Source organism: Pseudaeromonas sp. HNCC25DJ180 (genome assembly GCF_055413345.1).
Map to the genome: position 1 here is coordinate 1 of NZ_JBVAYF010000008.1, position 13,029 is coordinate 13,029.

The 13,029-nt window shown below is 57.5% G+C and carries 12 protein-coding genes; 10 read left to right on the forward strand and 2 right to left on the reverse strand.

From position 1 onward, the window contains the following. Positions 1-420 precede the first annotated feature (420 nt). From ACZYTD_RS08570 to ACZYTD_RS08580, 3 genes are all read left to right on the forward strand, one after another. Complete coding sequence (locus ACZYTD_RS08570; RefSeq protein ID WP_463891270.1) at positions 421-654, forward strand: hypothetical protein; 234 nt, start codon at positions 421-423, stop codon at positions 652-654. Between the two features lie 267 nt (positions 655-921). Next, positions 922-1,179 carry a type II toxin-antitoxin system Phd/YefM family antitoxin gene (locus ACZYTD_RS08575; RefSeq protein ID WP_463891271.1) on the forward strand — a complete coding sequence of 86 codons (258 nt, stop codon included), beginning with the start codon at positions 922-924 and terminating at the stop codon, positions 1,177-1,179. After that, the gene (locus ACZYTD_RS08580; RefSeq protein WP_463891273.1) at positions 1,167-1,478 is read left to right on the forward strand and encodes a type II toxin-antitoxin system RelE/ParE family toxin; all 312 of its coding nucleotides are present in this window, start codon (positions 1,167-1,169) and stop codon (positions 1,476-1,478) included. Before ACZYTD_RS08575 ends, ACZYTD_RS08580 begins: the two co-directional genes overlap by 13 nt. A 403-nt stretch (positions 1,479-1,881) precedes the next feature. On the opposite strand, the gene rdgC is transcribed toward ACZYTD_RS08580, so the two are convergent. Continuing rightward, entirely contained in the window at positions 1,882-2,790 is a 909-nt protein-coding gene (gene rdgC, locus ACZYTD_RS08585) for a recombination-associated protein RdgC (protein ID WP_463891274.1), read from the reverse strand. A 164-nt stretch (positions 2,791-2,954) separates the two neighbouring features. On the opposite strand from rdgC, the gene ACZYTD_RS08590 reads away from it, so the two are divergent. From ACZYTD_RS08590 to tadA, 7 genes are all read left to right on the forward strand, one after another. Then, positions 2,955-3,437 carry a GNAT family N-acetyltransferase gene (locus tag ACZYTD_RS08590; RefSeq protein WP_463891276.1) on the forward strand — a complete coding sequence of 161 codons (483 nt, stop codon included), beginning with the start codon at positions 2,955-2,957 and terminating at the stop codon, positions 3,435-3,437. A 77-nt stretch (positions 3,438-3,514) separates the two neighbouring features. Next, positions 3,515-4,747, forward strand: coding sequence for an exonuclease SbcCD subunit D C-terminal domain-containing protein (locus tag ACZYTD_RS08595; protein ID WP_463891277.1), 1,233 nt, complete (start codon positions 3,515-3,517; stop codon positions 4,745-4,747). Next, positions 4,744-8,505: an AAA family ATPase gene (locus tag ACZYTD_RS08600; protein ID WP_463891278.1), complete on the forward strand. Its 3,762-nt coding sequence runs from the start codon at positions 4,744-4,746 to the stop codon at positions 8,503-8,505. The genes ACZYTD_RS08595 and ACZYTD_RS08600 overlap by 4 nt, the downstream gene beginning before the upstream one ends. 97 nt (positions 8,506-8,602) lie before the next feature. Then, a complete protein-coding gene (gene phoB, locus ACZYTD_RS08605; RefSeq protein ID WP_463891279.1) occupies positions 8,603-9,292 on the forward strand; it encodes a phosphate regulon transcriptional regulator PhoB in 690 nt (229 codons plus the stop codon). A gap of 8 nt (positions 9,293-9,300) precedes the next feature. Further along, positions 9,301-10,602, forward strand: coding sequence for a phosphate regulon sensor histidine kinase PhoR (phoR, locus tag ACZYTD_RS08610; RefSeq protein WP_463891281.1), 1,302 nt, complete (start codon positions 9,301-9,303; stop codon positions 10,600-10,602). Between the two features lie 181 nt (positions 10,603-10,783). Beyond that, the gene (locus ACZYTD_RS08615; protein WP_463891282.1) at positions 10,784-11,752 is read left to right on the forward strand and encodes a PstS family phosphate ABC transporter substrate-binding protein; all 969 of its coding nucleotides are present in this window, start codon (positions 10,784-10,786) and stop codon (positions 11,750-11,752) included. Between the two features lie 121 nt (positions 11,753-11,873). After that, positions 11,874-12,401: a tRNA adenosine(34) deaminase TadA gene (gene tadA, locus ACZYTD_RS08620; RefSeq protein ID WP_463891284.1), complete on the forward strand. Its 528-nt coding sequence runs from the start codon at positions 11,874-11,876 to the stop codon at positions 12,399-12,401. Positions 12,402-12,411: 10 nt separating this feature from the next. Here the strand turns inward: tadA and ACZYTD_RS08625 are convergent, their stop codons facing one another. Beyond that, positions 12,412-12,990 (reverse strand): GNAT family N-acetyltransferase, encoded by a 579-nt coding sequence (locus ACZYTD_RS08625; protein ID WP_463891286.1) that lies wholly within the window; start codon positions 12,988-12,990, stop codon positions 12,412-12,414. Positions 12,991-13,029: the final 39 nt, after the last annotated feature.

Genomic DNA, 13,029 nt, shown 5'->3' on the forward strand with positions numbered 1-13,029 from the left:
ATATGCGGTGGCTTACCGCAGCAACAAAGCTCACTGAATTTGTTATGCCCTATTTAGCGCGGTTGCGGGAGCTTAGCCGCTAACTTCGTAGGTGATTAGCGAAGCGTAATCGAACGCATGGAGTAGCCAACCCGAAAATCGGAAATAGATATGGCCAACTATCAGAGAGTAAAAAGCCGATTACCAGCGCCATCTGGATTATATTCATATCAATCCGCTAAAACATGGTCTGGTGTCCAACGTCAAAGATTGGCCTTATTCTTCCTTTCAGCGGTATGTTGCTGATGGAATATATCCAACACATTGGTGTGGCGACGAGTTTATTCGCCAGCAACCTTATGCTTAACATGCGGGCGATTACGCTTCGCTAATCGCCCCTACGGCCCTATAAATTGATTGTCACTCGGTTGGATAACCCTGATGTCTACACAAACTGAAGTTCATTTTTGTAAAAACTGTCGCAAAGAAACAACGCATATTTTATTGCTGATCCGCAAGAAAAGCTCATTTGAAAATTCAAAGCATCGGAAAATAAAAGAGTTCATCGCCGGCTTCATCAAAAGCTGGTGTGTGGGAACCTTTCTGGCGGCGATGGATGATTTTAACCGCCATCTGATCTGCGAGCAGTGCGGTACTACGATCATTGATGAATAGCGGGCTAGGGCGGGGGGAACCACCGGAAGTTGTCCTCCCGGCGGTGTGGCGTGGCCTTATTGCTCGTTCTCGCCACCTAGGGCGGCGATAAGATCCGGGATAAAGCGGGCGAGTTTGCCGGTCATCAGGGCGATGTCGGCAGTACGCCTGCTCGATGCATTCCGTCCACCGTATTGAGCGGCACAGCTCCGTAGGTGATTAAATCAACTTTCGCCACGGGATAGTGAGTGCTACTATAGTGGCACTCACTATCCCAGAGAGCCTGTTATGAGAGTCGAACTCGTTACCTCACTGAAACGGCAAGCGACCAAGATCCTTGCAGATTTACATGAAAACAAAGAGCCTATACTGATCACTGAGCATGGTCTTCCTTCCGCTTATCTCGTTGATGTTGCTGACTATGAGCTGATGCAACAACGCATGCAGATCCTGGAAGGTCTGGCTAAAGGTGAAACGGATATTCGGGAAGGAAAAACTTTTTCTCACTCTGACGCCAAAGAGAAAATGCAAAAATGGCTGAAGTGATCTGGACTGAAAATGCCCTGGTTGATTTGAATCAAATAGCCGAATACATAGCCATCAGCAATCTACCCGCAGCAAAAAAACTGGTTGATGCAGTTTTTACCACTGTTGAGCGTCTATCCGGACACCCCGAGTCTGGTCGAAAACCACCTGAAATAGAGCATCTCCATTATCGGGAAATCATCCTGAACCCATGTCGCATATTTTATAAGTTTGAAAACGACACGGTTTTCATCTTGTATGTCATGAGACAAGAGCGAGAACTCAGGCAGTTTATGTTGATCGATCGCTCATTGATATGATGCATCGAAAAATTGCCATGCGGGCGATTACGCTTCGCTAATCGCCCCTACGGTCCTTATCTCAACGACATATTCAATTATCGGCTTGGAAATGGCCCAATAAAATCAACTCGGCAGATCGAGATTGACGCCCCTTCGACAAGCTCAGGGTGAACGGATAATTGAGTTCGGAGTGAACTGAGGGTTAGGCTTGGGGCAAACGAAGTCTGAGGTCACTCCAAAGCGTACGCGGCATGCTTATGACGAGCTTAGCTTGCTCCTATAGGTTCAGCGTTCGTGCTCGGTAATTGTTGGGCTTCGCTCAACTCAGCCCAACCTACAGGCGGGTGCTTTCTTTGAACCAAAAATTTCGCCGGGAGCAGGACTCCCGGCGAAGGGTGTAATAGCGGATATCGAGTCGGGCTTATTGCTCGTTCTCGCCACCTAAGGCGGCGATCAGATCCGGGATAAAGCGGGCCAGCTCGCCGGTCATCAGGGCGAAGTCGGCGTCCAGGCGGGCGGCGCGCTCTTCGGAGACCACATCGTCGTTCTGCTCACGCAGCTCTTCGCTGAATTTCAGCCGCTTGATGCCCATATCATCGCCCAGCACAAAGCTCACCGTCTCAGCCCACTCCAGCGCCAGCTTGGTCACCAGCTTGTCGGCCAGCAGGTGCGCCCTCATCTCTTCGCTTAGCAGATCCTGCTCCTTGGCGCGGATGATGCCGCCATGCTCCAGGGCACTGCGCAGCTCCACCTCGTCACCCAGGGTGAAACCGGCCGGCGGCGTGGTGCCGTTTAGCCATTCGGTCATGGTGATCTCGGGCGGATTCTTCAGCGCCACCGGCACCACGGGCAGGGAGCCGGTACACTTGCGCAGCAGCGCCAGCACATCGTCGGCCTTCTTCACTGAGCCCGCATCGACGGCGATATAGCCATCGGCCGGGTTGATCCACAAGAAGGTCTGGCTGTGGCGGGTGAAGGCGCGCGGCAGCAGGGTCATCAAGATCTCATCCTTTAACGCCTCCTTCTCCTTCTTCTTCAGCGCGCGGCCCTGCTCGGCTTCGAGGGCTTCCACCTTCTCCTCCAGCATGTCCTTGACCACGCTGCTCGGCAGCATCTTATCTTCCTTGCGGGCACAGAGCAGCAGCTGTCCTGCTGCCTCATGCACCAGGGCTTCCGTGCCCTTGCCCAGCGGCGAGACCCAGCCAAATTTGCTCATATCCTGGCTGCCACAGGGGGTGAACAGCACGGTTTCGAGCATCTTCTCCAGCGCATCGGCACTGTGCTCAAAGGGACGAGTGAAACGGTAGAGTTGCAGATTCTTAAACCACATGCAGACCTCGGTGATCGGCGAAAAATGGCAGCAGTCTATCAGCTTTGTGACCCTCACGGCATTTCCACCGAAAAAAGACTGAGATGGCTCACAGGCTCCGGGCTAGGGCCATCGGTGCGCGTGGACGAGTTTTATACTTGGCCTAAGCCACGAGGAGAACCACCATGTTGATCCGCCCCTGCGTCGATGAGGACATGCCGCGCCTGCTGGAGATATGGATGCAAGCGACTCTGCATGCCCATGATCTTCTGCCTGCCGCCATGTGGTGGCCGCGGCAGGAGGCGATGCGCCGCCGTCTGCAGGATGGGGCGGAAATCTGGGTGGTTGAACCCCTGGCTTTTGAGATTGAGCGTTCGCCGGTGGCGGACACCTCCTCCCTCAATGAGCACTCAGTGGTGGGTTTCATGGCGATCAAGGATGAGGAGCTGCTGGCGCTCTATGTGCATCCTGAGTTCCAGGGCGCGGGTATCGGCTCCATGCTGATGGGGCTGGCTCAGCAGAATCACCTCTTTCTCTATCTGCACGTTTGTATCCGCAATGACGAAGCGGTTCGCTTCTATCAAAAACATGGTTTTCGCCCGGTGCGTGAACTCAAAGAGGCGCAAACCGGCTGCGATGAATACCTGATGGAGTATCGTAAGCCTTGAAAAACTAGGCAAAAAACTCCATGTTGCTACAGGTCTGCGCCCTCGCAGGCCGAGCCTTCCACAAAGACGGACACATTATGAGACTGCTGCATACCGCGGATTGGCATCTTGGCCATCATCTGCATGGCCATGATCGAAGTTTCGAGCAGGGTTGTTTCCTCGATTGGTTGAGTGAACTCATTCGGGTGCGTCAGATCGATGGCTTGCTGGTGGCCGGGGACGTATTCGATACCGCCAATCCCTCGGCAGCCAGCTGGCAACTGTTTTACCGTTTTCTCGCTCGGCTGCGCGCTGAGGTGCCCCACCTGAATGTGGTGGTGATCGGGGGCAACCACGATTCACCCTCCAAGCTGGATGCCCCTCATGAACTGCTCAAGGCGTTTGAGCTGCATCTGGTGGGGGCTATCTCCCGGCATGCCGATGGCGCCCTGGATGTGGAGCGGTTGATTGTGCCGTTGAAAGACAAACAAGGCACCATCCAGGCCTGGTGTGCGGCCGTGCCCTACCTGCGCAGTGCCGATCTGCGCTGGGAGGAGCAAGACGAGGAGGGGGATCGCTTGGTGGCCGGGGTGCGAGCTCTTTATCGTGAGGTTCTGGCGGCCATAGAGGCCAGACGCACACCTGAGCAGGCGGTGATAGCGCTGGGCCATGCCTACCTGGTCAAGGGGGAGTTATCCCAACTCTCGGAGCGCAAGGTGCTTGGCGGCAATCAACATGCCCTGCCGCTGGATATCTTCACCGGCGCCGATCACGTGGCGCTGGGGCATTTGCATCTGGCCCAGAGCCCGGCTCAGCATATTCACTACTCGGGTTCACCCCTGCCTTTGTCACTGGCCGAGGCTGATTACCATCACCAGGTTCTGGAGTTAGCACTGCAAGGCGCCGAGGTGACGCTCCTGGCGCGACATGCAGTGCCTCGGGTGGTGGATATGCTGCGGCTGCCCGCCGAGGCCGCCCCGCTGGATGAGGTGGTTGCCCAACTGCATGCCCTGAGTTTGCCTGAGCGGCCCACAGCGCAGCGCCCGTATCTGGAGGTGCGTTTGCTGCTGGATAAACCCGAAGCCAGGGTGCGGGAGAAGATCCTGGCGGCGTTAGCCGACAAGCCACTGCGGCTGGCCCGGATCAGCACCCAATACACAGGCCATGGGCAGGCCATGGCGGATAGCCAGGCCCATCGCCAACTGGATGAACTCACGCCGGAGCAGGTCTTCCGGCTCTGCTATGCCCGGCAGCATGCCTCTGAGCCCAGCCAGGAGCTTGAGCTGGCGTTTAACGAATTAGTGACGCAACGGCAGGAGGGCGAGGCATGAGAATTCTGGCAATTCGGGGTGAGAATCTGGCCAGCCTCACGCGTCCATTTGCGATCGATTTTAGCCAAGGGACCTTGGGCAACGCCGGCCTTTTTGCCATCACAGGCAACACGGGGGCGGGGAAGAGCACCTTGCTGGATGCCATCTGTCTGGCCCTGTTTGATCAGATGGCGCGTTTCCCGGCCAACAAGAAGCAGCAGGCCGAGATAGGTCGGGCCGATGAGGTGGATCGCCTGAAGGCCAACGATGTGCGCCATGTATTGAGCCGCGGCCAGGCCAGTGGCTTTGCCGAAGTGGACTTTCTGGCCGCCGATGGTCAGCAGTGGCGCGCCCGCTGGCAGGTGCGCCGGGCGCGACAACGCACCGATGGCAAGTATCAGAAACAGGAGCGCACGCTCACCTGTCTTACCAGCCAGCAACAGCATACCGGTAACAAGCGCGATATTCAGGAGCTGATCGATCAGCTGATTGGGCTCAACTGGGAGCAATTTCGCCGGGCCGTGATCCTGCCCCAGGGGGAGTTTGCCGCCTTTCTCAAGGCCAGTATGGATAATCGCTCGGCCCTGCTGGAGCGCATGACAGGAACCGAGCTCTACTCCGAGCTATCGATTGCCGCCTTCGAGCGAGGCAAGCAGGAGCAGCAGCGGCTGGCGTCGCTGCAGGAGCGGTTGCAGGGAGTGACGCCGCTGGATGAGGCGGCACGGCAAGCGCTGCAAGCCGAACTGGGCATGGCCCAGGCCCGGGTGCTGGCCCTCAAGCAGTGGCTGGAGCAGTGGCGGCAATGGCAGAGTCTGCAGAGCCGGGAGCATGAGCTGGCCCTGTTGTTGCACGATGCGCGCCAGGATCTCAATGAGCGGGAGCTGCAGTGGCAGAGCGAACAGGAGGCACGCCAGCAGGTGCTGCAGCTGGAGAAGGTGCAGGTAGCCAGACCGGTGTTTGATGAGCTGGCGCGAACCCAGCTTGAGCTCAATCAATTGGAGCAGGAGATGGCGCTGCTGCAGAGTCGGCTGGATGAGGCGCAACAGGCCGATCAGCACTGGAGCCAGCAACTGGATACTCAACAGCAACTGCTGCTGCGTCAGGAGCAGGAGATCCGGGTGCGGCAACCCGAGCTGAGTGAGGCCCGTGAGCTGGATGGTCTGCTGCAACAGAAGGAGCGGCAGTGGCGCGAGTTGGACGCCGAGCAACATGAGTTGCAGCGCCAGATCCAGCTCTTACGCCAGGCCCTGGAAGAGGGCGAGAGTAAGCAGCAAGAGCGGCTGCGACACAAAGGCGAGTTGAAGCAGTGGCTGGATCGACATCCGGCCATAGGCCGGGTCGCCCATAAGTGGCAACCCCTGTTTAATGCCATGCGTGAGGCGTTACAAGACAGGCGGCGTTTACAGCAGTGGCGCCTGGAGCTGCGCCAGATCCAGACACAGCAAGAGGATAAACAGCTGCTTCACCAGCGTCTGGAGCTGGGCAGCCTCGAGTCTCGGCAACAGTTGGCGTTGCGCGTCGAGCAGTTGCGGCAGTTAGAGTCGGAACACCCGCTAACCGAATTGGCGGAGCGTCAACAACGGCTGCAGCAGGCCCAAGGCTTGGTGGAACGTTGGCGTCAGCTGCGGGAGCTAGCCGAGCAGGCTGGGTTGCTGGAGCGGCACCAGCATGAGCAGCAGCAACAGCTACAGCTGTTAAGCCAGCGTCGAGTCGAGCTACGTCAGCAAGCACAGGAGTGGCAGCCTGAGCTGGAGAAACTGCGTGAGCAGCTGGCGCTTTCGGCCCATGAGCTGCAGCAGACCCATGCCCGCCAGAGCCTGCAGGAGTATCGAGAGCAGTTGGTGGCGGGGGATGCCTGCCCGCTGTGTGGTTCGGAGCACCATCCCTGGGCCAACCAGCAGCCACAATCCGAGGGGGTGGTGTCGCGGCTGATGGCGCAGCAGCACTTCTTGCAGGAGCACTATGAACAGCGGCAGCAGGCGCTGACTCAGTGTCAGGTGCAAGAGCAGCAACTGGGTGAGGCCGAGTTGCGGCAACAGCAGCAGTTGGCGCATTTGGATGAGCGCTTTGCCCATCTGGCACTGCAGTGGCAAGCCGGGCGTGAAGGATGGGAAAGCCGTCTGCCCGAGTGGCCAGGGGCGGCGGCCGAGTGGCTTTCCCTTTTGGCTACGTTGAGCGCTCAGCAGCAGGAGAGTCAGCAGCAGTGGTTCTTGCTGCATGAGGAGTGGGAGCGACAACAGCAGCTACAGGGGCAAGTCGCGACCTTGCGTCAGCAAGTGGAAGCCTTGCAACTGCAAAGCCAGGGGGCCGACAGACATCTGCAGGATCTTCTGTTGCAGCAAACCCAGTTGCAGACCACGCAGCAGAGTCTGGAGCAGCAGATCTCGCATCTGAGCGAGCGCTTACAACTGAGTGAACAGAGTCTGGGCGAGCAGTTGGGGCAGGCAGAGTGGCGTGGTTTGCTGGAGCTGGCTAACGATGAAGAGGCTTTGACGCAGTGGCAACAGCAGTGCCAACACTATTTACAGCATGAAGAGGCGTGGCAACGTCTGGAGCAGGCCTGGCATCAGGCTCAGCCTGAACTCTCTGCCTGGCAGGCGCAGTTGGAAACGCAAGTGCGGCAATGGCAGCAGCGGGAGTTACAGACCAGTCAGTTACAGCAGCAGTGCAGCACCTTGCGCCTCAAGCGCGAGCAGTGTCTGGCCGGGCGTGCCGTGGCGGAGGTGGAGCAGGAGTGGCAGCAAAAACTGGAGCAGTTGCGTGATGCGCTGGCACTGAGTCAGCGTCAGCGCCAGCAGAGTAGTGAGCAAAAAGCCAGCGCCGGCGCCTCGCTGGAGAGCCTGCGGCAACGTCAGCAACAGGTTCAGGGCCAACGGCGCGAAGCGCTGCGCAGTTGGTTGCGCCATGAACAGGCGTTGGCGATCCCTGAATATGAGTTGCAGCGGCTATTGGGCCTCTCAGTGGAGTGGGTGCGGACGGAGCGGACGCGGCTGCATGGGCTGGAAGAGGCGCTGAGTCAGAGCAAAACCCGGCTTGGCGAGCGAGAGCAGGCCATGACCCAGCAAGTGGAGTACCAGCTCCAGGCGTTGCAGGCCTTCCCCCTGGCCGCCCGAGATGAGAGTGGTATAACGGCCGAGTGGCCAACGGCCTGTGAGCAGGAGCTAGGGCTGTTGGAGCCGCAGATCTTTGAGTGGCGGCGGCAATTGATTGTGGCCGAGGAGCAGGATAAACAGCTGGCGACACTGCAGAGCGAGTTACTGAAACAACAGGCCGAGGCGGATAAGTGGGGGGCCTTGGCCGAGCTTATCGGTTCGGCCACCGGCACCAAGTTCCGCACCTTTGCCCAGAGTTTGACCCTGGAGCGTCTGTTGCTGGTGGCCAATGAACATCTGGCCGAGCTGGCGCCGCGTTATCAGTTGGAGCGGGTGCCGGCTACCGATCTGGCGTTGCAGGTAGTGGATCGTGATATGGGGGATGAGGTGCGGGCGGTAGAGTCCCTCTCCGGGGGCGAAAGCTTTCTGGTCTCCCTGGCGCTGGCGCTGGCATTGGCCTCGCTCTCCAGCAAGCAGACTCAGGTCGAGTCACTGTTTATCGATGAGGGCTTTGGCTCGTTGGATCCGGATAGCCTGGATACGGCCATCGCCTGTCTGGACTCGTTGCAGGCGGCTGGGCGGCAGATCGGTGTCATCTCCCACGTTCAAACCATGGTGGAGCGCATTGGCGTACAGATCCGGGTCGAGGCGTTGGGCGGGGGCGAGAGTCGCGTGATAGTGCCCTGATTGTGAAGGAAATAATGCATTATCATAAAAGTGTCATGAAACCGTCTAATAATGGCGCTAGTGAGCACACGGAGCGTCTTTAAAGGATTTAGCAACCATGTCAAGAAGAGTACTGGTGGTCGAGGATGAAACGCCCATCCGCGAAATGTTGTGTTTTGTGTTGGAGCAGAAGGGCTTTGAGCCGATAGAGGCCGCCGATTTCGACCAAGGGTTGGCCAAGGTATGCGAACCCTTTCCTGACCTGATCCTGTTGGACTGGATGCTACCGGGCGGTACGGGTATTCAGTTCATCAAACAGCTCAAGCAGGATGAGTTGACCCGGCAGATCCCCATCATAATGTTGACGGCGCGTGGTGAGGAAGAGGATAAGGTGCGTGGCCTGGAGGCCGGCGCGGACGACTACATCACCAAGCCTTTCTCCCCCAAGGAGCTGACGGCGCGGCTCAAAGCGGTGATCCGCCGTGCGGTGCCGACCTCCACCGAGGAGGTGATTGAAATCCAGGGTTTGAAGCTGGATCCGGTTTCTCATCGAGTGACGGTTGAGGATCAACCGCTGGATATGGGCCCGACCGAATTTCGTCTGCTGCATTTTTTCATGACTCACCCAGAGCGGGTCTACAGCCGTGAACAGTTGCTGAATAATGTCTGGGGTACCAATGTTTATGTTGAAGATCGCACCGTAGACGTCCATATTCGTCGCCTACGCAAGGCGGTGGCTGGAGCCGGGCATGATGCCCTGATCCAGACTGTGCGCGGAGCAGGTTATCGCTTTTCCACTCGCGTCTGAGGAGTAACATGCTGGAACCCTATTCCTGGGGCCGACTCATCAGGAAGAGTCTGTATGTCATTTATCCCCCCTTCCTGCTGCTCGGGCTGATCAGTGGCCGTTGGGCTGCCTGCTTGCTGGTGGCGACCCTGCTGCATCTGATCTGGCTCTACTATTACCAAAAAAAATTAGCGGACTGGCTGTGGAAAGATCGCAGCCTGGTACCGCCGCAGGGGCCTGGCACCTGGGAGTACATCTTCAATGGCATCTACCGTCTGCAGCAGCGTCATCGCGTCCGGCGACGGGAGTTGGCCAGTGTGATCCGGCGCTTTCGTGAGGGGGCTGAGGCCCTACCCGATGCGGCTGTGGTCTGCCGTAATGATGGCAGTATCGTGTGGTGTAATCGTCTGGCCGGGCAGCTATTGGGTTTTCGCTGGCCTGACGATGCCGGACAAAATATCAGCAACCTGATCCGGAGTCCGCTCTTTGTCGCCTATTTGAAGGGCAAGCAGTTTGCCGAGCCGTTGGAAATTGCCTCGCCAGTCAACGAGGAGCGGATACTGGAGTTTCGCATCATGCCCTACACCGAGGATCAATCCATGATGGTGGTGCGGGATGTGACGCATCTCAAGAGCCTGGATGCGATGCGTAAGAATTTCGTGGCCAATGTCTCTCACGAGTTACGTACCCCCTTGACCGTACTCAAGGGCTATCTGGAGATGGTTGAGGATGCCCCGAGCGAGGTCATGTGGAGCAAAATGCACCGGGTGATGCTGGAGCAAACGCTGCGCATGGATACCCTGGTTAACCAGCTGTTGGTGTTGTCGCGTATTGAGGCGGCACCGGATATCGATCTGAATCGGGTCGTGGAGGTGCCAACCATGCTGACGCTGTTGGAGCAGGAGGCTCGCGCCTTGAGTGGCGATGCGGCACATAGGTTTGAGTTCCGCGTCGATCCGACTCTCAAGATCCATGGTGATGGCGAGCAGTTGCGCAGTGCCTTGACCAACCTGGTCAACAACGCCATCAAGTATACCCCGCCAGGTAAAACTATCCGCATCGAGTGGTACCGGGTCGGTGCCAAGGCGCGTTTTGCGGTCACCGATGAGGGGGAAGGGATTGCCAAGGAGCATTTGGGCAAGCTGACCGAGCGCTTTTATCGGGTGGATCGCGCGCGCTCCCGCCAGACGGGTGGCGCTGGATTGGGTCTGGCTATCGTCAAACATGCGCTCAGTCACCACGATACGCAACTTGAGGTGGAGAGTGAGTTGGGCAAGGGGAGCTGCTTTAGCTTTGTCATACCTGCCCGCTTGGTGGTGCGCGCGGGATAACGACTGGGAGGTTACTCTAGGAGGTGCGGTGGCCAAGGCCGCCGTTTTTCTTTGAGTGCCAAGGGAAAAACACAGTCGCGCTGTCATGTAACTGTCATTTAATTTTAGTAAATTTGTCATGTCGACGGGTAATACTTGCCGGGTCAACAACAAGGACATTCCGTTCTAGTGGAGAAAGTGAATGAAATTCAACAAGTTGGTTAGCGCCGTTGGTTTTGCGGCTGCCGTGTTGTCAGCCAATAGCTGGGCAGCAGTCGATGCTAATATCGCCGAATATCAAAAGGTATCTGGTATCTCCGGGAACCTCTCTTCCGTTGGTTCCGATACTCTGGCCAACATGATGACCCTGTGGGCTGAAGAGTTTAAGCATGTTTACCCTAACGTAAATATCCAAATTCAAGCGGCTGGCTCTTCTACTGCCCCTCCAGCTCTGACCGAAGGCACCTCGCAACTTGGCCCTATGAGCCGTAAGATGAAAGAAGGTGAAATTGAAGCCTTCGAGAAGCGCTACGGTTACAAGCCAACCGCTATTCCGGTGGCTATCGACGCCCTGGCCGTCTTCGTACACAAGGATAACCCGCTGAAGGGCATGACCATGCTGCAGCTGGACGAGACCTTCTCCAGCACCATGAAGTGTGGCGGCTCCATCAATACCAGCACCTGGGGCGACCTGGGGCTGACCGGTGATTGGGCGTCCAAGGATGTGCAACTGTTCGGTCGTAACTCGGTATCCGGTACTTACGGTTACTTCAAGGAGCATGCCCTGTGTAAGGGTGACTTCAAGAATACCGTGAACGAACAGCCTGGCTCCGCCTCTGTGGTGCAGTCCGTCAGCGCCTCGCTGAATGGTATCGGCTATTCAGGTATCGGTTACAAGACTTCGGGTGTGCGTGCTCTGCCGCTCTCCAAAGACGGTGGCAAGACCTTTGTTGAGCCGACCGAGGAGAACGCCATCAAGGGTACTTATCCTCTGTCGCGCTACCTGTTTGTCTATGTAAACAAGCAGCCAAACAAGCCATTGGAGCCGATGCAGCTTGAGTTTATCAAGATGGTGCTCTCCAAGAGCGGTCAGGAGATAGTCGAGAAGGATGGCTACATCCCCTTGCCGGCATCTGTGATTGCCAAGGATCTGGAGCTACTCGCCAAGTAAGCGAGCCGCGACAAAGCAGTAAAAATACTCCCAAGGGAAGGCTGATGCCTTCCCTTTTAGTTTTTGGCGCATAGGCAGACAAAGGCGAGTTAGGCATAATGGCGGCCAAGCGGGAGGGCGTATGCAAGAGATACATGAAGAAGCCGATGTGAAGTGGATGCGGTATGCCATGGGGCTCGCGGCGCGAGCCGAGGCGCTGGGGGAGGTACCCGTTGGTGCCGTGTTGGTGCAAGATGAACAGATAGTGGCTGAGGGGTGGAACATCAGTGTCTGCCATCACGATCCCACTGCTCATGCCGAGATCATGGTGCTACGTCAGGCCGGTGAGCGGCTGCAGAACTATCGGTTGGTGAACACGACCCTGTATGTCACGCTCGAACCCTGCGCCATGTGTGCCGGAGCCTTGGTGCATGGCCGCATCTCCCGTCTCGTCTATGGGGCCTGCGATCTCAAGACAGGCGCCGTGCGTTCGGTATTTCCCCTGCTCAATGATCCCCGTCATAACCACCAGATAGCCGTCACCGCTGGGGTGCTGGCCGAGGAGTGTAGCCAGCAACTCTCCGCCTTCTTCCAAAAACGACGAGCCCAGAAGCGTGCCGAGCGCGAAGCGCAAAAGTTGGCGCTGCTATCAGGATCCCCCCAGGGTTAATGGGCCTGAGTCAGTCTGTGTGGTTAGCCTGCAGTACCCGCCGCATATAGATAGCCTGCCTGCCATATTCATGCAGGTTTTTGCTGGTGCGGCTTGGCATAAAGCCATGGCGAGCCCAGTAGCGCTCCGCACCTTGTACGGCGACCAGACTCAACTGTTCGGCTTGAAGAGCCGAGGCATGCTGCTCTACCTGGCGGAGGAACTGCTCCGCAATGCCACGCCCTCTGGCTTTGGGAGCAACCACCATGTCGTGAATATAGAGGGTGTCCTGACCTGCCGTAGTGGAATAGCACTGATAGAGCCCGGCCGGGTCGCACTTACACCAGGGGTGAGCCAGACAGTAACCAAGTACCTGCTCGCTATCGCATGCCACTAAACAGGTATGAGGTCCGAGTTGCAACTTGGAGCGCAGTACCTGCTCACTCTCTGGCTCCAGGGCGTGATAAGCCTCGGCTTGCAGGGCCAGAATGGCGAGCCAATCGGTTTCCACTATGGGGCGGATGATGGGGGATGGTTGGACGCGATGAGCTGACAACATGGGGTAAGAGTGGGTAATGAGATAGAGTGATCCGGCCCTGCAGGGTAGCATGGACGCCCCGACATGGGGAGTCGCCTGTGGCGCACCGAC